General features: G+C 60.9%; 23 protein-coding genes, 1 tRNA gene and 1 riboswitch. Of the genes, 6 read left to right on the forward strand and 18 right to left on the reverse strand.

The window, feature by feature from the left end:
- Positions 1-10: 10 nt before the first annotated feature.
- The 7 genes from GOW60_RS04550 to cbiE are packed head-to-tail and all read right to left on the reverse strand — an operon-like array spanning position 11 to position 5,692.
- Entirely contained in the window at positions 11-469 is a 459-nt protein-coding gene (locus GOW60_RS04550) for a DUF302 domain-containing protein (protein ID WP_171228400.1), read from the reverse strand.
- Positions 470-527: 58 nt separating this feature from the next.
- On the reverse strand, positions 528-1,298 hold the full coding sequence (gene cobF, locus GOW60_RS04555; protein WP_171228401.1) for a precorrin-6A synthase (deacetylating): 771 nt from the start codon (positions 1,296-1,298) through the stop codon (positions 528-530).
- Positions 1,291-2,019: a uroporphyrinogen-III C-methyltransferase gene (gene cobA, locus GOW60_RS04560; protein ID WP_171228402.1), complete on the reverse strand. Its 729-nt coding sequence runs from the start codon at positions 2,017-2,019 to the stop codon at positions 1,291-1,293. Before cobA ends, cobF begins: the two co-directional genes overlap by 8 nt.
- On the reverse strand, positions 2,016-3,338 hold the full coding sequence (locus GOW60_RS04565; protein ID WP_171228403.1) for a cobyrinate a,c-diamide synthase: 1,323 nt from the start codon (positions 3,336-3,338) through the stop codon (positions 2,016-2,018). The genes cobA and GOW60_RS04565 overlap by 4 nt, the downstream gene beginning before the upstream one ends.
- Positions 3,325-4,119, reverse strand: a complete 795-nt coding sequence (cobM, locus tag GOW60_RS04570; protein ID WP_171228404.1) for a precorrin-4 C(11)-methyltransferase — start codon at positions 4,117-4,119, stop codon at positions 3,325-3,327. The genes GOW60_RS04565 and cobM overlap by 14 nt, the downstream gene beginning before the upstream one ends.
- Positions 4,116-4,496 (reverse strand): cobalamin biosynthesis protein, encoded by a 381-nt coding sequence (locus GOW60_RS04575; RefSeq protein WP_171228873.1) that lies wholly within the window; start codon positions 4,494-4,496, stop codon positions 4,116-4,118. Before GOW60_RS04575 ends, cobM begins: the two co-directional genes overlap by 4 nt.
- The gene (gene cbiE, locus GOW60_RS04580; protein ID WP_171228405.1) at positions 4,493-5,692 is read right to left on the reverse strand and encodes a precorrin-6y C5,15-methyltransferase (decarboxylating) subunit CbiE; all 1,200 of its coding nucleotides are present in this window, start codon (positions 5,690-5,692) and stop codon (positions 4,493-4,495) included. The genes GOW60_RS04575 and cbiE overlap by 4 nt, the downstream gene beginning before the upstream one ends.
- Between cbiE and GOW60_RS04585 the strand changes: the two genes are divergently transcribed.
- Positions 5,691-6,422: a cobalt-precorrin-6A reductase gene (locus tag GOW60_RS04585; protein ID WP_171228406.1), complete on the forward strand. Its 732-nt coding sequence runs from the start codon at positions 5,691-5,693 to the stop codon at positions 6,420-6,422. The two genes, cbiE and GOW60_RS04585, sit on opposite strands and share 2 nt — an antisense overlap.
- Here the strand turns inward: GOW60_RS04585 and cobJ are convergent.
- The 9 genes from cobJ to GOW60_RS04630 form a co-directional block, all read right to left on the reverse strand.
- Positions 6,413-7,177 (reverse strand): precorrin-3B C(17)-methyltransferase, encoded by a 765-nt coding sequence (gene cobJ, locus GOW60_RS04590; RefSeq protein ID WP_171228407.1) that lies wholly within the window; start codon positions 7,175-7,177, stop codon positions 6,413-6,415. The two genes, GOW60_RS04585 and cobJ, sit on opposite strands and share 10 nt — an antisense overlap.
- Entirely contained in the window at positions 7,174-7,902 is a 729-nt protein-coding gene (locus tag GOW60_RS04595; RefSeq protein WP_171228408.1) for a precorrin-2 C(20)-methyltransferase, read from the reverse strand. Before GOW60_RS04595 ends, cobJ begins: the two co-directional genes overlap by 4 nt.
- Positions 7,899-8,528, reverse strand: a complete 630-nt coding sequence (locus GOW60_RS04600) for a precorrin-8X methylmutase (protein WP_152457460.1) — start codon at positions 8,526-8,528, stop codon at positions 7,899-7,901. The genes GOW60_RS04595 and GOW60_RS04600 overlap by 4 nt, the downstream gene beginning before the upstream one ends.
- Positions 8,528-9,649 carry a cobalamin biosynthesis protein CobG gene (locus GOW60_RS04605; protein ID WP_171228409.1) on the reverse strand — a complete coding sequence of 374 codons (1,122 nt, stop codon included), beginning with the start codon at positions 9,647-9,649 and terminating at the stop codon, positions 8,528-8,530. Before GOW60_RS04605 ends, GOW60_RS04600 begins: the two co-directional genes overlap by 1 nt.
- Positions 9,646-12,939 (reverse strand): cobaltochelatase subunit CobN, encoded by a 3,294-nt coding sequence (cobN, locus tag GOW60_RS04610; RefSeq protein WP_171228410.1) that lies wholly within the window; start codon positions 12,937-12,939, stop codon positions 9,646-9,648. The genes GOW60_RS04605 and cobN overlap by 4 nt, the downstream gene beginning before the upstream one ends.
- 5 nt (positions 12,940-12,944) lie before the next feature.
- A complete protein-coding gene (gene cobW / locus GOW60_RS04615) occupies positions 12,945-14,000 on the reverse strand; it encodes a cobalamin biosynthesis protein CobW (RefSeq protein ID WP_171228411.1) in 1,056 nt (351 codons plus the stop codon).
- Position 14,001: 1 nt separating this feature from the next.
- Positions 14,002-14,373 carry a DUF1636 domain-containing protein gene (locus GOW60_RS04620; protein WP_152457464.1) on the reverse strand — a complete coding sequence of 124 codons (372 nt, stop codon included), beginning with the start codon at positions 14,371-14,373 and terminating at the stop codon, positions 14,002-14,004.
- A gap of 91 nt (positions 14,374-14,464) precedes the next feature.
- Positions 14,465-14,672, reverse strand: a riboswitch (cobalamin riboswitch).
- A 227-nt stretch (positions 14,673-14,899) separates the two neighbouring features.
- Positions 14,900-16,756, reverse strand: a complete 1,857-nt coding sequence (locus GOW60_RS04625; RefSeq protein WP_171228874.1) for an SLC13 family permease — start codon at positions 16,754-16,756, stop codon at positions 14,900-14,902.
- 629 nt (positions 16,757-17,385) lie between these two features.
- Positions 17,386-17,459 (reverse strand) — tRNA-Cys (locus GOW60_RS04630).
- Positions 17,460-17,684: 225 nt separating this feature from the next.
- Between GOW60_RS04630 and GOW60_RS04635 the strand changes: the two genes are divergently transcribed.
- The 3 genes from GOW60_RS04635 to GOW60_RS04645 all read left to right on the forward strand — a co-directional run bounded on the left by GOW60_RS04635 (position 17,685) and on the right by GOW60_RS04645 (position 20,698).
- A complete protein-coding gene (locus tag GOW60_RS04635; protein ID WP_171228412.1) occupies positions 17,685-18,338 on the forward strand; it encodes a protein-L-isoaspartate O-methyltransferase in 654 nt (217 codons plus the stop codon).
- A gap of 94 nt (positions 18,339-18,432) precedes the next feature.
- On the forward strand, positions 18,433-19,851 hold the full coding sequence (locus GOW60_RS04640; protein WP_171228413.1) for a TolC family outer membrane protein: 1,419 nt from the start codon (positions 18,433-18,435) through the stop codon (positions 19,849-19,851).
- A gap of 73 nt (positions 19,852-19,924) precedes the next feature.
- The gene (locus tag GOW60_RS04645) at positions 19,925-20,698 is read left to right on the forward strand and encodes a hypothetical protein (RefSeq protein WP_171119459.1); all 774 of its coding nucleotides are present in this window, start codon (positions 19,925-19,927) and stop codon (positions 20,696-20,698) included.
- 3 nt (positions 20,699-20,701) lie between these two features.
- Here the strand turns inward: GOW60_RS04645 and GOW60_RS04650 are convergent, their stop codons facing one another.
- Positions 20,702-22,159 (reverse strand): cobyric acid synthase, encoded by a 1,458-nt coding sequence (locus GOW60_RS04650; RefSeq protein WP_171228414.1) that lies wholly within the window; start codon positions 22,157-22,159, stop codon positions 20,702-20,704.
- 62 nt (positions 22,160-22,221) lie between these two features.
- Here GOW60_RS04650 and GOW60_RS04655 point away from each other — a divergent pair, with 62 nt between their 5' ends.
- On the forward strand, positions 22,222-22,791 hold the full coding sequence (locus tag GOW60_RS04655) for a cobalamin biosynthesis protein CobQ (RefSeq protein WP_171228415.1): 570 nt from the start codon (positions 22,222-22,224) through the stop codon (positions 22,789-22,791).
- An 87-nt stretch (positions 22,792-22,878) separates the two neighbouring features.
- Here GOW60_RS04655 and GOW60_RS04660 read toward each other — a convergent pair whose 3' ends face one another.
- Entirely contained in the window at positions 22,879-23,199 is a 321-nt protein-coding gene (locus tag GOW60_RS04660; RefSeq protein ID WP_037310273.1) for a DUF6280 family protein, read from the reverse strand.
- A 218-nt stretch (positions 23,200-23,417) separates the two neighbouring features.
- Between GOW60_RS04660 and efp the strand changes: the two genes are divergently transcribed.
- Entirely contained in the window at positions 23,418-23,981 is a 564-nt protein-coding gene (gene efp / locus GOW60_RS04665) for an elongation factor P (protein WP_152457470.1), read from the forward strand.
- Positions 23,982-23,992 lie beyond the last annotated feature (11 nt).

A 23,992-nucleotide genomic window follows, 5' to 3' on the forward strand; every position in this document is an offset into this window, starting at 1 on the left:
GCCAGTGTGACTATTTGACTGCGCGTTCAGCGATCGATTGAAACGTCGAGTCAAGCTCGGCGGCAATATCCATCAGGTTCTGACCACCTTCCGAGACGTAGGGCGCAAAGACGAAACTGGGGGTTTTATACGACAGGTTCGCCGTCCCGTCTTTGTTCTCGGTAACGTAAAACCGGATCGGGGCCTCAATCATCGCGTGGATCGAGGTTTCCAGAACCCGCACGGCGTAGTCATTGTTGAAAGCGCCGATCACGCGATTTCCGGGAATCGAAATCCCACGTGCTGCCGCCGCTTTGGTCGGGCCCGCCTGAGTCACGACGATCAGCCCGTTTTCCTTGATCGCTGCTTTGGTTGCGTCAACCAGTTCTACATACGGTTTCCGGGTTGGGTACACGGCCCAGCCCTCGGGCGCATTCTGAGCCCACAGAGGTAAAGCGATCAGGCAGAGCAGGGGAATGAAGGCTTTCATCAACGCGTCTCCGGTATCTTGCTCTGACCTATGTGCCAGACTTGAGAGTTCTGCGCGGTCACGAATCCGTGTTCGCCGCGCGCTGCTGCACGTCGCGTTTCTTCAGCACGTAGATATCCATGATCCAGCCATGGTCGGCTCGTGCGCGGGCGCGCGTGTCCAGGATCCGCTGCGCGACCTGATCCAAAGGGCCGCTGATCAGCAGTTCTTCTTTCATGCCCACATAGGCCCCCCACCAGATGTCATACTCTGCCATCCTGAGGGACTGGAACGAACATTCGCCGTCCAGCATGACGGCGACCTTCGAAGCGGTTTCAGGCCAGCCTTCATCCCGGATACGACGCCCGGTGGTCACGACATAGGGTGCGCCCAGGTCATTGATCGGGATCGCATGAGCCGCGGTCAAAGCCTGCAAGGCCGTGATGCCCGGGATCACCCTGGTGTTGGGCTTGGGGTCCAGCCGCGCCGCAATGCGCAGCGAACTGTCATACAGCGACGGGTCGCCCCAAATCAGCAGCGCAATGTGCTGCGCCTCCGGGTGGGCATCCATTGCCTCTTGCCAGCGCAGCGCAATGGCGTCGTGCCATTCGTCCACGCCACGCAGATAGCCGTCATCCGCCCGGCGCCTGGGGATGTCAAAATAGGCAATCTCTGGCGGTGTCTCGGTTACCCGATCGATGATGTCCTCACGCAGCCCGGCCAGATCGGCCTTGTTTTCGCCCTTGCGGGGAATCAGGATCAGATCGGCCGACCGGATCGCCTGCGCGCCCTGAAAGGTCACGTGATCGGGGTTGCCGGTGCCGATGCCAATCAGGCTCAGGTCAATCATCTTCGAACTCCGCCAGTGGCCCGTAAAGGATCAGGGCCGGAGCCGTGCCGATCTCGGATTTCAGCTGTTCGGCCAGGGCACCGATGGTGGCGCGCGTCAGCTTCTGATCCGGGGTCGAAACAGATTCAGCCATCAAAGCAGGCGTATCCAAAGGCAGGCCGTGTGAATGCAGCGCTTCTGCCAGAAGCGGGAAAGTACGTTTGCCCATGAATACGACGGTGGTGGCCTGAGAATCGGCCAAGGCTGTCAGGTTCAGGTCGTTCGGCAACGCGCCACTGACGTCATGCCCCGTGACGAACTGCACCCGCCGTGCGGTCAGACGACGCGTCAGCGGGATACCTGCGGCAGCTGCGGCAGCCACGGCAGACGGGATGCCGGGGATGATCTCGAATTCAATGCCCGCATCCCGAAGGGCAACAAGTTCTTCTTCCAGCCGCCCGAACATGCCGCCATCGCCGGATTTCAGCCGCACGACATGTTGGCCGGTCTGGGCGTAGTCCACTAGCAACCTGCTGACATGGTCCTGTTTGGGCGAGGGGCGACCTGCCCGTTTGCCCACGCCCACAAGGTCGGCGTCTTCGCGCGCGTGGCTCAGAATCGGCCCGCTGCTGAGGTCATCGAACAAAATCGCATCGGCCTTTTGCATCCTGTCGACGGCCTTCAATGTCAGCAACTCCGGATCGCCGGGGCCCGAGCCGATGAAAGAGACAAATCCGCTCATGCAGTTGCCTCCGCAATCAGGTGAAAGAACGTACCTGTGACATTGCCGCGAACGGAGCCGGTCTGAGGTCCCTCTGCGCCTTCGGCATCAAACACACGGGCCAGCGGCGGGTCAGGCTGATCCACGATCGAGGAATAGTGGAACTCATGCCCGCGTAGCGCTGCATTCCGCGCAAAACCCGGCATCGGGGCCAAAAGTTCGGCCTTGCGATAGCCCAGGTTGAATTTGCGTTTTTGGTACGACGTCACCAGCCCCAGCAGGCCAGCCATTTCATGCCGCACGCCATCCTTGTCGATCAGCGCATGACCCAGCGCCATGTATCCACCGCACTCGCCATGCACAGGCCTTGTTTCCGCGTGCTTGCGCAGACCCGCAAGGAACGTTTGGGCTGCGGCCAACGTCCCGGCATGCAGTTCAGGATATCCGCCGGGAAGCCAGACCAGATCGGCATCCGCCGCCGGGGCTTCATCAGCCAGCGGCGAGAAGGGCAGGATCTCGGCCCCGGCGGTGCGCCAGCCTTCCAGCAAATGTGGATATGTAAAAGAAAAAGCCGCATCCCGTGCCAATGCAATCCGCTGGGCCGGAGGGCGCGGCAGCGCGTCTGACGATGGCCCAATGGGGCCTGAGGAAGCCGCCCGTTTGATCGCCTCGAGATCCACATGTTCGCGCAGAAATGCGGCATAGCCTACAATGGCGCTTTCCAGATCCGGATGTTCGACTGCCTGAATCAACCCCAGATGCCGCTCGGGTAGGGTCAGATCGCCTCGGCGCGGAAGCACACCCAGAACCGGCAGGCCGGCGCGTTCCATCCCCAGCCGGGTCAGGCGCTCGTGCCGGGGGCTGGCACAGCGGTTTAGAATGACGCCAGCAAAGGGCAGATCGGGGTTGTACATCCTGAACCCCAGCGCGGTTGCCGCTGCAGATTGCGCCTGGCCGCCGACATCCAGCACCAAAACAACCGGCCAACCCATCCGCGCAGCGGTCTCGGCGCTGGACCCATGACCCAACTCACCCGGCTTGGCCACGCCATCGAACAGGCCCATCGAACCTTCCGCCACCACGATGTCGGCGCTTTCGGCCTGCGCGGAGATCGCGTTCAACAAAGGATCGCCCATCGCCCAGCTGTCAAGATTGAACGAAGCCCGCCCGGACGCGGCTCGGTGGAAGGCGGGGTCGATATAGTCCGGTCCGCTCTTGAACGGTTGAACGGTCAGGCCATCCTCGGCCAACGCGCGCAACAGGCCCAGCATGACCGTTGTCTTGCCCGTACCCGAAGACGGGGCGGAAATCAGAAGGCCCGGAGGGTTAATCATCACCATGGCTCCAGCTTGACCAGGGGCTCTCGGCGCTTTGCGGGCGATAGCGGCGGTCGTAATCTTTCGAATACAGGCAGCTTTCGTCGAAACCTTCGCCCGCCAGTGCCGGACCGACCATGATCAACGCAGTCCGCGAGATGCTGTCATCCAGCGCCTCTTTGAGCGTTCCCAGCGTGGCGCGGATGATCCGTTCATCCGGCCAGCTTGCGCGATAGACCACGGCGACCGGACAGTCGGCCCCATAGGCCGGGGTCAGATCGGCAATGACATTGTCCAGATTGCCGATGGACAGATGAATGGCAAGTGTCGCCCCCGTGCGTGCGAAATTCTCCAACGTCTCGCCTTCGGGCATGGAAGATGCACGGCCCGGCGTCCGGGTCAGAACCACGGATTGCGCCAGCCCGGGCAGAGTCAGTTCGGTTCCCAAAGCCGCCGCAGCCGCCGCAAAGGACGGAACGCCTGGGGTCACGCTGACCGGGATGCCCATTTCCTTGAGGCGGCGGATCTGTTCCCCCATCGCCGACCAGACCGACAGGTCGCCCGAATGCAGACGGGCCACATCCTGGCCGGCCTGATGTGCGGCCTCGATCTCGGCCATGATCTGATCCAGATCCATTGGCGCGGTGTTCACGATCCTTGCGCCTTCGGGGCAGTGCGCCAGGATCTCCTCGGGCACCAGCGACCCGGCATACAGGCACACCGGGCAAGCGGCGATGATGTCGCGCCCGCGCAGCGTCAACAGGTCGGCGGCGCCCGGTCCGGCGCCGATGAAATGAACGGTCATGTCTGTCCTCCGATGGCTATGGCGCAGGTCGCCAGCCGGTCGTCTGAAATCTGTCTGGGTGAAAGCAGCCGCGCGCCCGGGCCAAAAAGCTTTCCGGCGGCGGCCAATGCGGATGCTTCGGCCACGCTTCCGGTGCCATAGGTTGCGCGGCTGCGGTTCGAGCAGGTGAGTGTACGTTGACCGGCCAGATCGGCGGCGGCAACGAAATGCAGGGGAAGCGACAGTTCTTCGGCAAAGGTCGTCAGGACCGAATGACCTTCCTTGTCGGCAACGGTTGCCAGGGCGGCGACATCGTGGTTTGCGGCCGCCGTGTCAAATGCGGCGCGCAAGCTGGCAACCGTGGCAGCGGACGAGAATCCCAAACCGGCAACGATCATAGCGTCACGCTCCACTGCACGACCGGATAGGCGGATTTCCAGCCGCGGCGCGGTCCAAGCGGCGCCGACTGAGCGAGTTCGATCCGCAGAAGCTCTCCGCCCAGTTTCTCATGCCACTGGGCCAATGTGGCCTCGCTTTCCAAAGTCACGGCATTGGCAACCAGGCGGGTTCCGGACGGCAGGTTCTGGTGCAGCCAGTGCAGCAGGTCTGGATCAAGCCCCCCTCCGATGAACACCACGTCGGGCAGTTCCAACCCATCCAGTGCAGCGGGCGCGGTGCCATGGATGACATTCAGCCGATCCTGACCCAATGCATCGGCATTCCGACGAATGCGCTCAGCCCTGTCAGCACGGGGTTCAATGCTGGTCGCGGTCAGGGTCGCATCGCACATCAGCCATTCGATGCTGATCGAACCGGTGCCCCCTCCGATATCCCACAAGTGTTCGCCCCGTTGCGGAGCAAGCGCCGAGAGTGTCAGCGCGCGGATCGGGCGTTTGGTGATCTGACCGTCCGTCTCGAAGATGTGGTCCGGTTTGCCAGACGCCTTGGACAGGGCAGGTCCTGCACCGGAAACCTCCAGACCGACGCAAACCGGATGGTCGAACGTGCCCAACAGTGCCTCGGTCAGCGTGACTGTTCTGGTGTTTTCGCGCGGACCGCCAAGCGCCTGCATCACATGCAGGGCCGAGTCGGCAAAGCCTGTCTCGGTCAGATACCGTGCCAGTTCCGCCACGGACTTTCCGTCACGCAGCAACAAGATCGCGTGCGCTCCCGGCGCCAGATGAGGACGCAAACGGGTCAGCGGCGCGGCGTGCAGGCCGAAGGTCAGGGTGCTTTCCAAAGGCCAGCCGAGCCGGGCAGCGGCCAGCGAGAAGGTGGATTGGCCGGGCAGGGCAGCCCATTCACCGGCATCGAAATTGCGCGCAATGACAGAGCCTGCGCCAAACCAGAACGGATCGCCCGAGGCCAGAACAACGGTCTGCCGGCCACGCAATCCTTTCAGGATCGGCAGCCCATCCGAGAACGGCGCAGGCCATTCGACACGTTCCGCCCCTGTTTCAGGCAGCAACGACAGGTGACGGGGCGGCCCCATGATCACTTCGGCCCGGTCCAGCACTTGACGGCCGGATGGCGACAGGCCATCAAACCCACCTTCGCCCAATCCAAGAACGGTCAGCCACGGAGATTCAGACATGACAACCCTCCTGATCCTTGGCGGCACGACCGAGGCCAATGCGCTGGCCAAAGCTGTTTCGCAACAAGGGATTGCGGCTGTGTATTCCTACGCTGGACGGGTCGAAAACCCGCGTCCGCAGCCCTTGCCGGTAAGGGTTGGCGGTTTCGGCGGTCCGGAAGGTCTGGCCGCCTATATCCATGAGAATGCCATCACCCATGTCGTGGACGCGACCCATCCATTTGCGGCCCGGATGAGCCGGAACGCGATTGAAGCATGCACCGCGACGCGGACGCCATTGGCCGCGTTGACACGCGCGGCGTGGACACCGCAGCCCGGCGACAACTGGTATCGCGTCCCGGACATTGCAGCGGCTGTCGACGCGTTGTCCGGCGAAGCCCGGCGCGTTTTCCTCGCCGTTGGCCGTATGCACCTTGAAGACTTTGCCGCCCAGCCCCAGCACCGCTACCTGCTGCGTCTGGTGGATGAGCCCGACACTTTGCCCTTGCCGAATGCAGAGGTGGTCGTCGCCCGAGGGCCGTTTACCGAAGCCGACGACCGGGCGTTGATGCAGCGCCATGGGACGCAGCTGGTCGTGTCCAAGAACGCCGGCGGCACGGGCGCGCGCGCCAAGCTGGACGCGGCGCGGGCGCTGGGCCTTCCCGTGCTGATGATCGACCGCCCGGTTCTGCCGAAGCGGACCGAGTTTTCGCAGGTCGCACAGGTTCTGGACTGGCTGTCTCATCCCTGAACCTCATCAGGGGTGAAGCGAGGGGTGTAAACGATGGGTGCGCCATCGCGCTCGATGACGCGCGTTCGGGATGACCCCACGATCACCACGGTCTGCATATCCGCCATGTCGGGCGTGGCTTCGGCCAGTGTCGAAATGCGCATCTCTTCATCGGCCCGCGATACGGCGCGGGCGAACAGGATCAGACGTTCGGGCTCACATTCTTCGCGCAGGATTTCCAGCGTCTTTACAAAGCCTTCCGGGCGGGACTTCGAGCGCGGATTGTAAAAGGCCATCGAGAAATCCGCCTGTGCAGCAAGGCGCAGGCGTTTTTCGATCAATGACCATGGTTTGAGATTGTCGCTGAGGTTGATGGCGCAGAAATCATGCCCCATCGGGGCGCCCGCGCGAGCGGATGCAGCCAACATCGCCGTGATCCCCGGCAGCACATCGATCTGAAGGCCACGCCATTCCGCAGGGCCGTTTTCCAGCGCTTCGAAAACGGCCGCCGCCATGGCAAACACGCCGGGATCGCCCGAGGATACAACGACCACCCGTTTGCCATCGGCAGCCATTTGCAGTGCATGTTGCGAGCGGTCGATTTCGACCCGGTTGTCACTGGCATGCAGTGTAAGGCCGGGGCGCTCGGAAATACGCGCCACATATGGGATATAGCCCACAACATCGGTGGCTTCGGCCAGCGCGGCTGTTACTTCTGGTGTAACAAGCGCCTCGTCACCCGGCCCCAGACCGGCAATCTTGACCCAGCCGCTCATGGTCGCCGCCCCTGACCGTGCACGACGATGATCGAGAAATACGGGGTGATCTTCTCGCAGGCTTCGGACAGCTTTGTCACCGTCTGGTTCGGCATCTGCGCATATTCCACGATCCACGCCCGGTCATACAGGCCAGCGGTCTTCAGAGCGCGCTTTACCTTGTCGATGTTGCGTCCGATTTTCATCACGACCAACGCATCGGTCAGAGCCATGCGTTCCGCCAGCGTGTCCTCGGGCAGGGTGCCAACCAGCACGGTCAGCACATCATCACCCCAGGTGATCGGGTCCCCTGTCGCTGTCCAGGCTCCGGACATGCCGGTAATGGCGGGTACAACTTCAACCGGCGCGTCTTGGCGCAGACGGCTGTAAAGATGCATGAACGAGCCATAGAAGAAAGGGTCGCCCTCGCACAGAACAACCACGTCCTCACCCTGTTCGGACAGGGCCTTGAGATGGGCGGTGCAGTCTTCGTAGAATGCTGCCAGCAATTCGTTGTAGCGCGGATCTGTCACCGGGATTTCGGTGGTTACGGGATATTCCATCGGAAACTCGACCGCGCCTTCGGGGATCATCCCGTTGACGATCTTGCGCGCCTGACCACTGCGACCGGGTTTGCGGAAATACGCCACATGTTTTGCATTGCGCAGCAGGCGATCAGCCCGGACGCTCATCAAATCCGGATCGCCGGGGCCAAGGCCCACACCGTATATGGTGCCCATCTTCATTCTGCCCGGCTTGCGATGGCGTTGATGGCCGCCACCGTGATGGCGCTGCCGCCCAGACGACCTTTGACGATGCAGGACGGCACCGGTTGCGCCTGCCACAGCGCATCCTTGGATTCCACCGCGCCGACGAAGCCAACCGGGCAGCCGATGATCGCGGCAGGGCGCGGGCAATCAGGGTCTTCCAGCATGTTCAGCAAATGGAACAGTGCGGTGGGGGCGTTACCGATGGCGACCAGCGCGCCCTCCAGATGCGGACGCCACAGCTCCAGCGCAGCGGCGGAACGGGTGTTGCTCATCTCGGCGGCCAGCGGGCGTACGCGTTCATCGTGCAGGGTACAGATCACCTGGTTGTCGGCGGGCAGGCGGAAACGGGTGACACCTTCGCTGACCATGCGCGCATCACACAGGATCGGTGCGCCATTTTCCAATGCAGTGCGGGCCGTCTGCACGAAGCCGGGCGAGAAATGCACGAACTCTTCCAGCCCGACCATGCCCGCGGCGTGGATCATGCGAACGGCAACCTGCTCTTCATCGGCATCAAAACGGGCCAGATCAGCCTCGGACCGGATGGTGGCAAAGCTTTCCTTGTAGATCGCCGCGCCATCGGTTTCGTATGTATAGGGCATCAGGTGAAGTCCATAGTCATGAGTGTTTCCGGGTCGAGCCCGCGTTGGCTGGGCTCATCCCCTGCGCGGCCCTGTTTGACAAGATCAAATCGTCCGTTTGCGCCCACCAATGTGATGTCGGCAGGACCCATGCGAGCGCATCCCTTGCTACAGCCCGAAACATGGAGGCGTCCGGTAACCCGCGAAGCCAACGCCCGGGCGATGTCGCGCGTCTCGGCCTGCGCCTGCGGGCAGAACGGTGCGCCGGGGCAGGCGTCGGTGGTCATCAACGGATCGGTTCCATTTTCGACAAAGGCCGGGGCAGGTATCGCCGCCCCGCCTTCCAGCAGGATCAGCCGCCACGGGGTGACGCGCAGGGCGCAAGCACCGCTGTCCTCGATCAGGTCATACAGCTTGCGCGCAGGCAGCGACCCAAAAGCCGCGCCGTACAGGGCACCCAGTTCGCAGCGGCCCGGTTGAAGCTTTGCGCCAACAGAACCGGGCGCACTTCCTTGCCATTCCTGCGGCAGGGCGTCGATGACACGCGCCATGCGGCGTGTTTCGGGCGTGTAGGTTTCGGCAAACCACATCGCCAGCGCGATCACGTGGTCAATGGCGTCGGTCTCGGTCACGCTCCGCCCGGTTTCGCAGCCATCGGCGCGCAGGATCAGGCCGCCTGCTCCGGTTTCCAGACGAATATCAGCCGAATCCGACGCCAGCAGACGTTCGCGGCCGGTGTCGATTGCAAAGCCGAACTTTGCCGGCAGGGCCGGCAGCTCCGCAAGCCGGTCAATCAATTCATGGGTCAGCCGAGCGGTCAAATCGCCCGCCTGATAGAGCGGTGTAACCAGAATATTGCGGCGTATTTCGATACCGGGTTCCGCATCCAGCAGGTTCAGCGCGGCAAGCTCTTTGAGCAGAGGCCGATGGTCTTCCTCTTCCACGCCCCGCAATTGCAGATTGGCGCGATTGGTCAAATCGATCGAGCCGTTGCCAAAGCGGTCCGCCAGATCGCACAGTCCCAGTGCCTGATCGGCGTCCAGACGCGCCAGCCGGGGCCTGACCCTGACGACCAGACCGTCACCAGACATCATCGGACGATGGGCGCCCGGGCACCAGCCCTGAACGATCGGTGCACTCATCTCAATCCCTCCAGATCAGCCCGGATAGAGTTCCGGCGCGTGTTCCAAAGCCCGGCCTCAAGCAGCGCGCGGAACCGGTCCTGCATGGCCTGGCGCGCCTTGGGATTGGCCTCTTGCAGGAACGCGTCGACCTCTTCGTTGCCCAGCGTGGCATCGTGGTAAAGGTCAAAAAGATGCGGTGCGACCGTGCCGGACAGATGCGCGAAAGAGGCCATATGATCCAGCGTTGCCGCGATTTCAGCCGCCCCCCGGAAACCATGGCGCTGCATTCCGGCGATCCAGCCGGGGTTGGCGGCACGGGCGTGGACGACTCGGCTGATTTCTTCACGCAAAGTGCGGGCACGCGGGTTTTCGGGGTTGGTGTTGTCCAGATGGTACAGCTGCGCGGTTCCGCCGGCGATCTTCTTGGCGGCGGCAAAGCCCGCCTCGTGCGTGGCATAATCGTTGGCCAGAAGAAGATCGGTTTCGGTCAGGTCCTGCAAGTGGACAAAGCTGTCCGCATTTGCAACGCGTTGGGTGATGCCGTCCTTGTCCTGCGAGATGTGTTCGCCTTCCAATGCAAAAGAACTGGCCTCAAGCCACGCTTCACCGGCCTGCGCACGGGCCTCGTCGGTATACACTTCGGAGAGTTCGGTCATATTGACGCCATAGCTTCCCGGCGCAGGTCCATAGACCCGCGCTGCCGGCGCCTGCCCGGCATAGGGGTTCCAGTCCGTTGCCTCATCACGCGCGGCCAATGCGCGAACCGCTTGGCCAAACAAGGCGGACAGCGTCGGGAAAACATCCCGGAACAGGCCCGAAACTCGCAAGGTCACGTCCAGGCGCGGGCGGCTCAGGTCGGTGATCGGCAGAACCTCGATGCCGGAAACCCTCTCGGACCCTTTGTCCCACACGGGTTTGACGCCCAGCAGGTGCAGGGCCATGGCGAATTCCTCGCCCGCCGTGCGCATGGTGGCTGACCCCCACAGATCGACAATCAGCCCCTTCGGGTAATCGCCTTCTTCCTGAAGATGGCGCCGCACCAGTTCCTCGGCCAGTTTCACACCCTGAGCATAGGCCGCACGGGTCGGAACCGACCGCGGATCGGTGGTGTAAAGGTTCCGCCCGGTGGGCAGAACATCTGACCGGCCACGATAGGGGGACCCCGAAGGCCCGGCATCAATCCGCTTGCCTTCGAGCGCTTTGATCAGCGCGTCGCGTTCGGCGTGGGCCGAAGGGGCCGGATTGAAACTGCCTGTCACTTCGGGCACACGCCCGAAGATGTGCAGCCCGTCGCCAAACTGGCTTTCCTTGATGTCACAGACAAAGCGGTCGATGCGGGTGATGGCCTCGGCGGTGCAGTTTGCCTGATCGAGGCCGAGATCGCTTTCCAGCCCTATCGCCTGCGCCTCATCTCGGATATCTTCCTGCAAGCGGTCGCGGCGTTTGGGGTCAAGCCCGTCGGCGTTGGAAAACTCATCCAGCAGCGATTCAAGCCGCACCATCCGATCCGGCGTGCCGCTTTCCTTCATCGGGGGCGGGATGTGGCCCAGCGTGACGGCTCCGATCCGGCGCTTGGCCTGCGCGGCCTCGCCCGGGTCGTTCACGATAAACGGGTAGATCACCGGCAGATCGCCGATCAGCGCGTCGGGCCAACAATCGGCAGACAAGGCGACCGATTTTCCGGGCAACCATTCCAGCGTTCCATGCGCGCCGATATGGATCAGCGCATCCGCACCCAACCCTTTGCGCAGCCACAGATAGAAGGCGACATAACCGTGGCGCGGGGTGCGCGAGAGGTCATGATAGTCGTCATCCCGCAACTCGGGCGTGCCGCGTTCGGGTTGCAGCGCGACCAGCGCCTTGCCGCGCCGAAGCGCGGTGAAATGGAAGGCCCCATCGGCACAGGCCGGATCATCTTCGGGCGCGCCCCAAATGGTGTGCAGATCGGCGCGCAGGGTCTCGGGCAATTCCGCAAGCGCATCCTGATAATCCCCGAGCGACCACGAAATCCGTGCGCCCAGAAGAGTGTCGGCAATCGGCTCGCCAGTCGCGATGTCATAGCCTTCTTCGTCAAGATCGGACAGCATCGCCTCGGCCGAGGCCAGCGCGTCGAGGCCAACCGCATGGGCCATCTGCCAGTCTTTGCCGGGATAGGTGGACAGGACCAACGCAGGAATCTGATCTGCCTTGGGTTTGTCGTTCAGTGCAAGCCAGCCCGATACACGGTCGATGATCGCTTCGATCCGGTCCGGTTCGGGCCGATGTGCAAAGCGCGCGTATTCCAGATGCGGATCGCGTTTTCCAGGTTCCTTGAAAGACGCGACTCCCGCCGAGATCCGTCCATCCACCTCGGGCAGTACCACATGCATGGCAAGATCAGCGGGGGACAAACCGCGTTCCGCCTCGGCCCAGGCTTTGCGGCGCGAGGTGGCGAGAGCGACCTGAAACACCGGCACGCCTGCCGCGTCCAGAGGCGACGTTCCCGACGCGCCTTTTCCCGAAAACGACGTGGCGTTGACAATGGCCGATGGGTTCAGCGCAACAACCTGTTCCCGCAACCAGTCGGCGGCCACGGGCGCCTTGAGAGACGGGGCAAACAGGCCCACCGCCGCGTATCCACGGGCGCGCAGGCTGTGGATCAGGGAGGCGATCGGGGCGGTGTCTGCCGAGGTCAGGTAAGCGCGGTAAAAGGTGACGAGGATTCGTTTGGCCTTGCTTTCGAACGCGGTTTCCACCGGGACTACGCCGCGATCCGGACACCACGCGCCACATTCGGGCAAGGTCTTGGCGCCCATCACCGGAGCGGCATAAAGCCCCGCCGCCAAAGCCATCTGCGCCAGCGCCGCCTGTGCCGCGACCTCGCCGCCGGTATCGCACAGATGCGCCAGACGCCGCAGGGTCGAGACCGGCAGGGTGGAATAGTCATCCAGCCGCGTGTCCTCGCGCCCGTCAGCGGGCAGCACCGCCAGCGCGATGCCCTTGGCCTGCGCCAGCGCCAGAACCTGCTGCAACCCATAAGGCCAGTAGGGGACGCCGCCGATCAGCCGGATCAGAATACCCTTGGCGCCTTGAAGCGTCTGTTCGACATAGGTATCGACCGACAACGGGTGTTTCAGCGCCGTCAAATTCGCCAGCCGCAGGGTCGGCATTCGCCCTTCCGGTCCGCCACCACGATGCCAGCCCGCCGCGAAAGCCCCCAGATCGCTGTCCGAAAACGACAGCACCACCAGTTCCGCCGGGCTCTGGCCCAGATCGGTTGGGGTCTCGGTTTCCTCGAGCCCGTGGCTTTCACGGAAGACGACGTGCATGTGTCTTACTCGGCAGCCTCACGCACACCCACGAGGATTTCGCGGATTTCCGCCTCTTTGATATCGTCATGCTCGGCGATGACGACCAGACGCGAACGACGGTCTTCACCGGGTTCCCACGGGCGGTCATACTGGTGCCGTACCCGCGCGCCGACCGCCTGAACCAGCAGGCGCATCGGCTTGCCCTGAACGGCGGCATACCCTTTGACGCGCAGGATGTTCAGTTCATTGGCGAGGCGTTCGATATTGGCGACCAGTTGGGCCGGATCGGTCTGCTCGGGTAGCTCGACGATGATGCTATCGAAATCGTCATGCTCGTGATCGTGATGGCCGTCGTGATGCGAGGGTCGGGCGTCCATGTCATCCTCGGCGGCGGCTTCCAGACCCAGCACAACGCGCACGTCTACGGCACCTTCGGCCACTTCGACGACGGGCAGGGGGCGCGGCGCCTCGGCGGCGATGATCTCGCGCGCCTTGGCCACGCCTTCGGGGCCGGCGAGGTCGGGCTTGGTCAGCAGGATGATGTCGGCGCACGAGATCTGATCTTCGAACACCTCGGATAGGGGCGTTTCGTGGTCGATCGAGTCATCGGCCATGCGCTGGGCGTCCACCGCTTCGACATTGGGCGCGAAACGGCCTGCGGCCACGGCCTCGGCATCGGCCAGGGCGATCACGCCGTCCACGGTGACCTTCGAGCGGATGTCAGGCCAGTCGAATGCCTTGAGAAGCGGTTTCGGCAGGGCCAGACCGCTGGTTTCGATCAGGATGTGATCCGGGCGCGGCTCTAACGCCATCAGGGCCTCGATGGTAGGAATGAAATCATCTGCCACGGTGCAGCAGATGCAGCCATTGGCCAGTTCCATGATGTTTTCCGCCGGGCAATCAGGAATGGCACAGGATTTCAGGATGTCGCCATCGACGCCCACATCGCCGAACTCGTTGACCACGACAGCAAGGCGCTTGCCCTGCGGGTTCTGCATCAGGTGACGCACCAAAGTGGTCTTGCCCGAGCCCAGAAAGCCGGTGATCACTGTGACGGGGAGTTTTTCGAGGTTCGACATGTCAGGCTCCAATCGGGGGAATGCGCGAGGCACAGTTCTTGCGAAAATGTTCGGGGCGTTCGCGCCATTTCACCAAACCATCTTCAGTGGCCAGATACTTGGTCGCGCCGTCGACGATGACGTCGACATGATCTGTTTCGTTCAGGTTTTCATACACGAAGGTCCAGCGGCCCGGCCCGCGCAACACGATCGAACAGCCTTGATCGCAGTTTGACAGGCATTCAACGGCTTTCAGGGTGACACCGTCGGGCAGGTCTGCCTGTTCCAGGGCCTTGTGCAACAAAGCGCCCGGGCGTTGCGCATCATCTTCGACAGGCAGGCCGCGACGGCAGGTAGTACAGACCAGCAACTCGACTGGTGCGGTCTCGGTCATGTCTCTCATCCCCCCAAATCCTCTTCGCGGGGGACGGGGTTTCATGCGGGCCACGAGTGGTCATGGACCCGACACCGGAACACCCCGCCCGGTTTCAACTTCGGTTGTTGGCAGGTCTCCCGGCTTGCGGATGCCAGAGGCGGGCCTCTGTCGGATGTCCCGCCTTCCCGGCTTTCGGGCCAGTGGCATTGGGCATCCTCTCCGTTCACGGTCGCGGGGGCGGCTGCGTTTGGCGGCAAGACCGTTGACGCATTCCCTTTTCATCGGCTCTCACCGACACCAACGAAAGGGACATGCGGCACCGCTGGCCTGCTTGTCAAGCGAGTCGCGCGCAACAATTATGCAGAGGCATGGAAAGCGACCTGTGGGCGTCGATGGGCGGCATGGTGTGCCGGGACCCAGCCCGAGATGGGCCGGACGACGAACGGTATCTCAGCAAGGGGCGTAGACTATGGCCAACCGGTGCCTCGACTGAACCTGTCCAGATGATGGGTAAAGACCACCGAACACCCCGGATCCTCTTGCGCTAATAGATGACGTTTATCATGAGCAGCGAGACGACCAGAAACAGCGCCGTCATTATTCCGCCGGAGCGGACGAAATCCATCACCTTGTATCCGGCCGGACCCATGATCAACGCGTTTACCTGATGGGTTGGGATGATGAAGCTGTTCGAGGTCGATATGGCGACCGTCAGGGCAAAGACGGCTGGGTTTCCACCCGCCGCCACCGCAATTGATACCGCCAGAGGCACCAGCAGAACCGTGGCCCCCACGTTGGACATGACCAAAGAAAAGGCCGTCGCCAGAACGGCGATGCCGGTTTGCAGCGACCAGAGCGGCCAGCCGTCCAGAATTATCATGATCTGCTGCGCGATCCACGCGGCCGTGCCAGTGTTCTGCACGGCTTGTCCCAAAGGTATGAGGCAGGCGAGCAGGAATACGGTGTTCCATCCGACCGCGCGGTATGCCTCGTCCACGCTGAGCACACGGGTCAGCATCATGCCCACCGCGCCGGTAAGAAGACAGAGTGAAAGCCGGACATCCGTGAACAGGATCAACGACAGCGAAATGGCGAAGAATGCCAGGGCCCAGCCGACTTTTTGCGGCCGCAGCTCGTCCTGAGGAAAGTCCGTCGTCACGACGACGAAATCCGGATCTCGTTTGATCCGCATCAGGTTGTCCCATCTGGTATGTGCCACAAGCATGTCGCCCGCCTGAAACTTTTCGAGCCCGATCTGAGTGGATTCGTGATCCTCGGTCTCGACATGGCTCAGCGTCTCTTCGCCGCGGTGAATGGCCAGCAGCGACATCCCGTAGGTCTTGCGAAACAAAAGCTCGCGGGGGCATTTGCCGATCAGCTTGCTGTCGGGCGTGATGACCACCTCGGCCACGCCTGCATTGGTTGGGGCGAACTCTTCGACGAAAATGTCCAAATCCGGAAGAACGGTCAGCCCGTATTTCTCGGCGAACTTCTCGACCTCCCAACGGCGGCCGACGATGGCCAGCCGACACGGCGCTGCAATTTCCGCTGTCAAAACCTGAACCATCGAGGTTTTGCCGCGATAGAAGGTGGAAATGATGTACAGGTGGTTTTCGTGGTTGATGTCGGCCAGAATCTCGCCGACCAAAGGGCTGTCCTCGGGCACCACGACTTCGAACACATCGGCTTTGAGGCCATAGACCCTTTGCAGGTATTCCTGTGTCCCTTGTCCGGTACCCGTATTGTCAGGCCCTTCAGCCTCGGGCAAAACCCAACGTCCCAACAGCAGAAAGTAACCAATTCCCGTCAGGATCAGAACCGCACCGATCGGCGTGACCGAGAACAGGCCGAAGGGCTCCATTTTCTGAGAGGCCGGCAGACTGTCATTTGCCGTCAGGATCAGATCGTTCAGCAGGATAAGAGGAGACGACCCCACCATCGTCATGGTGCCGCCCAAAATGGCGCAGAATCCCATCGGCATGAGCAGGCGCGACAGCGGTATGCCCGACCGTGTGGAAATTCGGCTGACAACCGGCAGAAACAGAGCAGCGGCGCCGACATTCTGCATGAACGAGGATATGACGCCAACGGTGCCGGAAATGATTGGTACAACCCTGCCTTCGGATTTGCCGCCGTATTTGAGGATGACGGCAGCCACCTTGTTCATGATCCCCGTCTTGTCCAGACCGGCCCCGACGATCATGACCGCAATGATCGAGATGACGGCATTGGATGCGAAGCCGTCGAACAGAAGGGTGACATCCGCCAGATTTCCCAGCCCGGGCGCGTAGCTGAGCAAGCCTATGAGAACCAGGACCAATATGGCGGAAAGGTCGATCCTTATGATCTCGGAAACGAACAGAAAAACGGTGAAAGCCAGCAGGGTGCAAACGACCCCCATCTCGAAGGTAAAGGCAATGTGTTCCACAATACGTCCAGAACTTTTTCTTTGTTAGAGTCCTAGTTCATCCTTCCCGGATTGTCATGAAGTTTCGTTTTTCGACGATGTTGAGACATAATATTGCTCAAGGGCTGCTGTTTGAGCAATGCCTTCGGAGGCCCGTTTTGACGAACACGTCAGAAAGAAGGATAGGCCAAATTGCATGAAGTAGCCTGCACGTTTCGTGCGGGTGCGATGCCGTTCCAACCAGGTCGAAGCAGCATAGGTAATGGCAGGTCAATTCCAGCCATGGACGACAGACAGTCCGACAGCTTTGTTTGCAGAACCATTCTGCCGCTGCCTGAACCGCGCAAAGGGCCGGCTTGGCCGTCCCAGATCGCAAACTGCCCACAAGAATGGTATGCATCTAAAAGGGCCGGACCAATGGTTCAGGCCGCCAACTCTGATCATTTCGAGATGAAGATGCCAAGGAAGTACGGCGGGATGTTGCCTGAACGCAAGCTGCCGGCATATGCCCAGAATGCTCGCAGTCGGATGGAACAGAACCAGATCGAAACACGAAAAATCCAAATTTTGGTTGGATACTGGACCTCGAAGAAAGACAAAGTACCGCAAGTCATTGGAGGTTTTGGAGGCGAGTACCGGAATCGAACCGGTGTACACGGATTTGCAATCCGCTGCGTCACCACTCCGCCAACTCGCCTTTTCAAGCAAAATCAAATACTTGCCGTGGTGTGCGTGGGGTTTTAGCAGCTTTCCAAAGGGGCGTCCAGAGGATTGCGCGCAATTTTGTCGACGAGATTGAAATTTGCCGAAGCCCGCAACCGTAAACGCGCAGGCGCAGGGGGGTTGCGTCAACAGGGCCGTTGCTGGGCAGTTCAGGATGTGGCAAAAGCCGGGTAACTTTGGGAATGACTCGAGAGATCCTATGACAGATTTCGCTGCCCGGCGCCGCACTATGGTTGATACGCAAATCCGGCCTTCGGATGTTACAAAGTTCCCGATAATTGAGGCGATGTTGAACGTCCCGCGCGAAAACTTCGTGCCTGACGCACAGCGTGAGGCCGCCTATGCCGACAGTGTGATCGATCTGGGCAACGGGCGCTGTATGCTCGAGCCGAGAACGCTTGCTAAAATGCTGGATGCGCTCAACATTTCGAACGACGAGATGATTCTCGATATCGCTCCGGCGACGGGGTATTCCACTGCGGTTGCCGCGCGTATGGCCCAGTTGGTTGTTGGTGTGGAAAGCGACGACTCGCTGGCGTCCGAGGCGCAAAGCCTGTTGGCTGAGGCCGATGTGGACAATGCCATTATCCACGTCGGTCCTTTGGATCAGGGTGCGGCTGAGCACGGTCCTTACGATGCGATCATGGTGCAGGGCGGTGTTGAACGGATTCCCGACGCGCTGTTGGATCAGCTCAAGGAACATGGCCGGATTGCATGCCTGTTTGTTGAAGGCAATCTTGGAACTGTGCGGATCGGTCGAAAGACCGGAGGCCGGGTCAGCTGGCGGGATGCGTTCAACGCCAGTGCACCGATACTAGAGAGCTTTTCGGCGGAGTGTGCATTTTCGCTATAGTTCGCCGATAGATTCTGCTGGCGCCTTGATTAGTTGAAAAGAAGACCGCAAACTGCCTTCAGGGCAGTGTAATTTCGTTTGAGAGGATTTCGGTATGCGTGGTTCAGCGACAGGCAAGCTGGTCAGGGCATTCGCAGTGACCGCAGGACTTGCCATCAGCGTTATGCCAGGGCGTCCGGCGTGGGCTGACAACATAACAGACGCCTTCATCGGCGCGTATAATACAAGCGGCTTGCTGGAGCAGAACCGGGCGCTGCTGCGCGCGGCAGATGAAGATGTGGCGATCGCGCTTGCCGCATTGCGGCCGATCATCAATTGGACCGTTCAGGTCAGCCAGGATTATACCCGGTCTCGGACCAACAATGTGGTCACGACGACCGAGCCGTCCCGGTTTTTCACCGGGCTGGGGCTAACGCAGCTTCTGTATGATGGTGGCGCTTCGGTTCTGGGCAAGCAATCGGCGCAGGAGACGGTTCTGTCGACCCGGCAAACCTTGATCGACATTGAGCAACAGGTGCTTATCCGCGCTGCAAATGCTTACCTGGGCGTGCTGCTACAGGAAGAAACAGTCGCAATTCGCCAGAACAACGTGGATGTTTCGGCGGAAGAGCTTCGCGCATCAAATGATCGCTTCGAAGTTGGCGAAGTGACGCGTACGGACGTGGCGCTTTCAGAGGCGCAGTTGGCAAGTTCTCAAGCTGATCTGGCGGTCGCTCGTGGTGAACTGAGCATTGCGCAGGCTGAATATGTCAATGCGGTCGGCAAGGCGCCGGGGCGGACGGCCGGTCAACCCAGCCTGCCCAATCTTCCAGGGAGCGAAGCAGAAGCGATCAGCCTCGCGCAACGCAACCACCCGGCGATTTTGTCGGCGCAGCATCAGGTCCGCGCTTTTGATCTGATTGTACAGCAGCAGCGGGCCAACCTTGGGCCGAATGTCAGTTTGAATGCTGATGCGGGTGTGCGTGAAAGCTATGACAACAACGACTATGTGAATGACGCGACCGTGTCGCTGGACTTTACACAGCCGATCTACGCCGGTGGCCGGTTGGCCGCGAATGTGCGGCGCGCTATGGCAAACCGGGATGCGTCTCGTGCGAATCTTCTGAACGTACAAAAGAATATCACACAGGGCGTTACGGACCGGTATGCAGCGTTCCAGGCAGCCAGTGCCAGCCTCAGGGCGTCGACCGAACGGGTTCGCGCATCGCAGGTAGCATTTGATGGCATCAGGGAAGAAGCGACCTTGGGTGCCCGGACCACTTTGGACGTTCTGAATGCTCAGCAGGATTTGCTGGACGCGCAGCTGGCCGAAGTGGCGTCGCGAACGGAACGATCCCGCGCAGCGTATCAGCTGTTGCAGGCGCAGGGCCTTTTGACGGCAGAACGTCTTGGCTTGGCGGTTCAGATTTATGACCCGACTTTGTACTATAATCTGGTCAAGAAAGCCCCCGCGCGTGTCAGCAAACAGAGCAAGGATCTGGATCGAGTCCTCAAAGCGTTGCGTCGGGACTAACCGACAATACTATTTGTTGTAGGGCTCGGATTGTTTGGCTACACTCGATCCAACGATAGAGCGGTAGAGAACAATGTCTGATAATGTCGTGAAAGCAGGGATCGAAGACGTTCTGTCTTCGGTCAAACGTCTGGTCAGTGAAGACAGTCGCGGTAAATCCTCCTCGGATCAACAGGGTGCAACGCGCAAGCCGGGGCGTTTGGTGCTGACGGACGCGCTGCGCATCAGCAAACCCGCTCAGCCCGAGATCATGCCCGCCAAGCCGTCTCCTGATGTTGCCGACTCGGCCAAGCCGATGCTGCTGCGTGCCTGCGACATCGTCAGGGCAGGTGATCCTGCCAACACTGCGGATGACGCGACCGAGGGACATTCCGCGGAAACTGGCTCAACCGATGATCCCGCGATCAGTCTGAGTGCCAAGATCGAAGCGCTGGAAGCGGCGATTGCGCAAACCGAGGATCAATGGGAGCCGGATGGCGACAGCGCAGACGCCTATTCCGGCACACCGACGCATTCCCTGCCGTGGAACGTCGAAGAGGAGTTTGCGGCCGCAAGGACCGTCGTTCTGACTGATCAGGAAGATACGGACGATCCTCAACCCGAGTCCGCTTCGATACAAAACGCAGAGTTCATCCGGGCGGGACGACCGGCTGAATCCGATCGTGCCACTGAAGTCGTTGAAGACGTTTCGACAACGGATTTGGATGAAGAAACATTGCGTGAGCTGATCGCGGAAGTTGTCCGCCAGGAGTTGCAAGGCGCGATGGGCGAGCGGATCACGCGAAACGTGCGCAAAATGGTTCGGCGGGAAATCGCGCGTGCGCTCGCCGCGAAAGATCTGGGATAAGACTCAGCCGCGCTGTGGTGGCTGTGCCAAGCTCAGCATCAGGTCAAGATTCATGTGGCGCTCTAGATGATCGGCCAGATCATCCAGCGCCTGCTCTACCCCGTCTTCGTAGGCAATGTCCGACGTCACGCCCAGCGTTGACAAATAGCGGGCACGAAATGCGTCTGACGAGAAAATTCCGTGCAGATAGCTGCCCTTGACCCGGCCGTTGCTGCTGGCGGCGCCTTCTGGTCTGCCTTCGACCTCAAGCCATGCGCGGGCGCGGTCCGGGCCGTCGGTATGGCCCATGTGGATTTCGTATCCGCTGACCGGCTCTCGGTCTGGCAGGGCATGGGCGGAACGCAGGATGACCTGTTTCTGCCCGCCCATTACGGTATGGACGTTCAGCAACCCCAAACCATCAACTTTGCCCGGCCGGCCGTCCACGCCATCAGGATCGGAAATGGTCTTGCCCAGCATCTGATAGCCGCCGCACAAGCCCAGGACATGTCCACCCCGTCGAACATGGGCATACAGGTCGATATCCCAGCCCTGTGCGCGGAAATAGCTCAGGTCTCCGATCGTGGACTTGCTGCCGGGAAGCAGAACCAGATCCGCATCGCCGGGCAGGGGACGCCCGCCGGGGATGACCTCGACGCTCACGCCGGGCTCGGCAGACAACGGATCGAGATCGTCGAAATTGGCCATACGTTCCAGTTGGGGCACAACGACCTTGCACGCGCCGCCGGTATGGGAACGGATGTCCATCATGTCTTCGGCCGGCAGTTTCCAGGCGTCGTGAAACCAGGGCACGACCCCAAGGCAGGGCCAGCCTGTTCGGGCCGAAATGTCATCACGGCCTTCGTCAAACAGGGACACGTCGCCCTTGAAGCGGTTGATGGCAAAACCCCTGATCTGCGCGACGTCGCCTTCGTCCAGAACGGCCTGAGTCCCAACGATCTGCGCAATCACCCCGCCACGATGAATGTCCCCGACCAGAACAACAGGGATGTCCGCTGCACGGGCAAATCCCATATTGGCGATGTCACCTTTGCGCAGGTTGGTCTCAGCCGGGCTGCCAGCGCCCTCGATCAGAACTAGATCAGCGTCGGCGCAGAGCCTGTCAAAGCTTTCCAGCGCTGCGCCCAGTAGCTTGGATTTGTCCTTGCGATAGTCACCGGCCTTCATCGTGCCGGCGCGCTGCCCCTGAACGATAATCTGCGCGCCGGTATCCGTCTCGGGTTTGAGCAGAATAGGGTTCATGTCCGTGTGCGTTTCCCGCTTTGCCGCACGGGCCTGAAGGGCTTGTGCGCGGCCAATTTCGCCACCGTTTTCGGTGACGGCTGCATTGTTCGACATGTTTTGTGGTTTGAACGGCGCGACACGAAGGCCCCGGCGCGTGTAGGCGCGCGCCAGCCCCGCCACCAGAACCGATTTTCCGACATTGCTGCCGGTCCCTTGAATCATGATGGCGCGAACCATGCCTTGTCTCCTATAAGTCTGGGCGCAGATGATCTGATTTGAGCCGAAAGGGAAAGCCCCGGATGAATACGCCTGCGCATCTTTTGATCGGGGCTGCCGTGTTCGCCCGGCCGCCGCAAGGACGTATCCTCTGGGCCGCGCTCGTGGGAGCGTTATTGCCGGATCTGTCCCTGTACGTGATGGCGGGGGTGTCCCTGTTTGTTCTGGGCATCCCCGAGCAGGTGGTCTTCGGGCAGCTTTACTTTTCCCCGGCGTGGCAGACCGTATTCGCCATAGACAATTCCTTTATCCTCTGGGGGCTGGCATTCCTGCTGGCAGTCTGGAGAGGTTGGCATGTTCTGGCTGTCGGTGCAGCGGCGGGTCTGTTGCATCTTGCGACAGATTTCCTGCTTCATGCGGGCGACGGACGGCCACAGTTCTGGCCCATCAGCGACTGGGTGTTCCACAGCCCTGTCAGCTATTGGGACAGCGACCATCATGCTTTGTGGGTGGCTCCGGTGTCAGCCTTTGTCTGTCTGGCCGCATATGTTCTGCTTTGGCAGCGTGGATTGCCGGTTTGGGGCAAAGCCCTGTTCGCAACCATGCTGGCGGCTGAATTCTGGGTGGTTCGGCAATGGCTGTTGTTCTTTTGAGCCATTGGCTTCATGCCTGTCGATCAGGCATAGAAAAACGCGCTCTGATAGGCAGAGCGCGTTTGTTCAATCCAAATCTACCTTGGTTCAGGCAGCTTCGGCCTGCTGTGCAGCGTTGCGGCGTTCGCTTTCTTCCCGCGACAGGGCGACCGAGGTACGGACGCCGCGTCCAACGAATTCCATCAATCCGCTGACGACCCGTTCGTTCGGGTCAATGCCTGCGCAGGACAGAACTTCGCGCCCATCGCGCGAACGCGCCCAGCGGGCGATTTGTTCGGGGCCATTGCCGTATTTCTTGTCATCGGCGATAGCATCATCAAGCGCAGCCAGGACAACGGCCGCGAAAAGTTTGCGCGCACGATTGCCTTGCTCATTGTTAAAGGCAGTGCCGTCAACGAAATCTCTCATCTCGTCTTCCTTGTTGTTCTTGCTCTTGCATTTTCGGCGTGAGGGTCCTTATGACCGATTAGGTGCGATTCGGATACAGCTAAAATGCATAGTTGCGTTGCGTCACTTGCATGGCTCGCTGCACCTGCAGCACTAGGTGTCGTTGTCTTGTCAGGTGTGATCCCGCCAGATATAGGGACCGCAACTGATGCATCAACCGTTTGTGAAGGATTTATGTAATGCCCAAGATAAATGGGAACGAAATTCGCCCCGGCAATGTGCTTGAGCATAACGGTGGCCTGTGGGCAGCGGTCAAGGTTGACCATGTAAAGCCGGGCAAAGGCGGAGCTTTTGCACAGGTGGAGCTGCGCAACCTGCGCAATGGTTCGAAATTGAACGAACGCTTCCGCTCGGCGGACAAGGTCGAACGCGTGCGTCTGGAGCAGAAGGATCAGCAATTCCTGTACGAATCCGACGGAATGCTGGTGTTCATGGATTCAGAAACCTACGAACAGATTGAATTACCAGCAGAATTGCTGGGTGACCGTCGTCCGTTTCTGCAAGATGGCATGACCATTGTTGTCGAATTCTACGAAAGCGAGGCGCTGAACGCGACGCTGCCGCAGAAAGTGACCTGCAAGATCGTCGAGACCGAACCGGTGGTAAAAGGTCAAACGGCGGCGAACTCGTTCAAGCCGGCGGTGCTGGACAATGGCGTGAAAGTCATGGTTCCCCCCTTCATCGGCCAGGACGAAATGATCGTCGTGAACACGGAAACGATGGAATATTCCGAACGCGCGTGACGTTTCGTCAC

The sequence above is a fragment of the Ruegeria sp. HKCCA4008 genome (assembly GCF_013033125.1).
In the GTDB taxonomy this organism is placed as follows: Bacteria; Pseudomonadota; Alphaproteobacteria; order Rhodobacterales; family Rhodobacteraceae; genus Ruegeria.

What these genes read in the sequence shown, in the direction of transcription:
- GOW60_RS04550 (WP_171228400.1), bottom strand. Translation starts at nt 469, where the DNA reads ATGAAAGCCTTCATTCCCCTGCTCTGCCTGATCGCTTTACCTCTGTGG.
- cobF (WP_171228401.1), bottom strand. Translation starts at nt 1,298, where the DNA reads ATGATTGACCTGAGCCTGATTGGCATCGGCACCGGCAACCCCGATCAC.
- cobA (WP_171228402.1), bottom strand. Translation starts at nt 2,019, where the DNA reads ATGAGCGGATTTGTCTCTTTCATCGGCTCGGGCCCCGGCGATCCGGAG.
- GOW60_RS04565 (WP_171228403.1), bottom strand. Translation starts at nt 3,338, where the DNA reads ATGGTGATGATTAACCCTCCGGGCCTTCTGATTTCCGCCCCGTCTTCG.
- cobM (WP_171228404.1), bottom strand. Translation starts at nt 4,119, where the DNA reads ATGACCGTTCATTTCATCGGCGCCGGACCGGGCGCCGCCGACCTGTTG.
- GOW60_RS04575 (WP_171228873.1), bottom strand. Translation starts at nt 4,496, where the DNA reads ATGATCGTTGCCGGTTTGGGATTCTCGTCCGCTGCCACGGTTGCCAGC.
- GOW60_RS04585 (WP_171228406.1), top strand. Translation starts at nt 5,691, where the DNA reads ATGACAACCCTCCTGATCCTTGGCGGCACGACCGAGGCCAATGCGCTG.
- cbiE (WP_171228405.1), bottom strand. Translation starts at nt 5,692, where the DNA reads ATGTCTGAATCTCCGTGGCTGACCGTTCTTGGATTGGGCGAAGGTGGG.
- cobJ (WP_171228407.1), bottom strand. Translation starts at nt 7,177, where the DNA reads ATGAGCGGCTGGGTCAAGATTGCCGGTCTGGGGCCGGGTGACGAGGCG.
- GOW60_RS04595 (WP_171228408.1), bottom strand. Translation starts at nt 7,902, where the DNA reads ATGAAGATGGGCACCATATACGGTGTGGGCCTTGGCCCCGGCGATCCG.
- GOW60_RS04600 (WP_152457460.1), bottom strand. Translation starts at nt 8,528, where the DNA reads ATGCCCTATACATACGAAACCGATGGCGCGGCGATCTACAAGGAAAGC.
- GOW60_RS04605 (WP_171228409.1), bottom strand. Translation starts at nt 9,649, where the DNA reads ATGAGTGCACCGATCGTTCAGGGCTGGTGCCCGGGCGCCCATCGTCCG.
- cobN (WP_171228410.1), bottom strand. Translation starts at nt 12,939, where the DNA reads ATGCACGTCGTCTTCCGTGAAAGCCACGGGCTCGAGGAAACCGAGACC.
- cobW (WP_171228411.1), bottom strand. Translation starts at nt 14,000, where the DNA reads ATGTCGAACCTCGAAAAACTCCCCGTCACAGTGATCACCGGCTTTCTG.
- GOW60_RS04620 (WP_152457464.1), bottom strand. Translation starts at nt 14,373, where the DNA reads ATGACCGAGACCGCACCAGTCGAGTTGCTGGTCTGTACTACCTGCCGT.
- GOW60_RS04625 (WP_171228874.1), bottom strand. Translation starts at nt 16,756, where the DNA reads ATGGGGGTCGTTTGCACCCTGCTGGCTTTCACCGTTTTTCTGTTCGTT.
- GOW60_RS04635 (WP_171228412.1), top strand. Translation starts at nt 17,685, where the DNA reads ATGACAGATTTCGCTGCCCGGCGCCGCACTATGGTTGATACGCAAATC.
- GOW60_RS04640 (WP_171228413.1), top strand. Translation starts at nt 18,433, where the DNA reads ATGCGTGGTTCAGCGACAGGCAAGCTGGTCAGGGCATTCGCAGTGACC.
- GOW60_RS04645 (WP_171119459.1), top strand. Translation starts at nt 19,925, where the DNA reads ATGTCTGATAATGTCGTGAAAGCAGGGATCGAAGACGTTCTGTCTTCG.
- GOW60_RS04650 (WP_171228414.1), bottom strand. Translation starts at nt 22,159, where the DNA reads ATGGTTCGCGCCATCATGATTCAAGGGACCGGCAGCAATGTCGGAAAA.
- GOW60_RS04655 (WP_171228415.1), top strand. Translation starts at nt 22,222, where the DNA reads ATGAATACGCCTGCGCATCTTTTGATCGGGGCTGCCGTGTTCGCCCGG.
- GOW60_RS04660 (WP_037310273.1), bottom strand. Translation starts at nt 23,199, where the DNA reads ATGAGAGATTTCGTTGACGGCACTGCCTTTAACAATGAGCAAGGCAAT.
- efp (WP_152457470.1), top strand. Translation starts at nt 23,418, where the DNA reads ATGCCCAAGATAAATGGGAACGAAATTCGCCCCGGCAATGTGCTTGAG.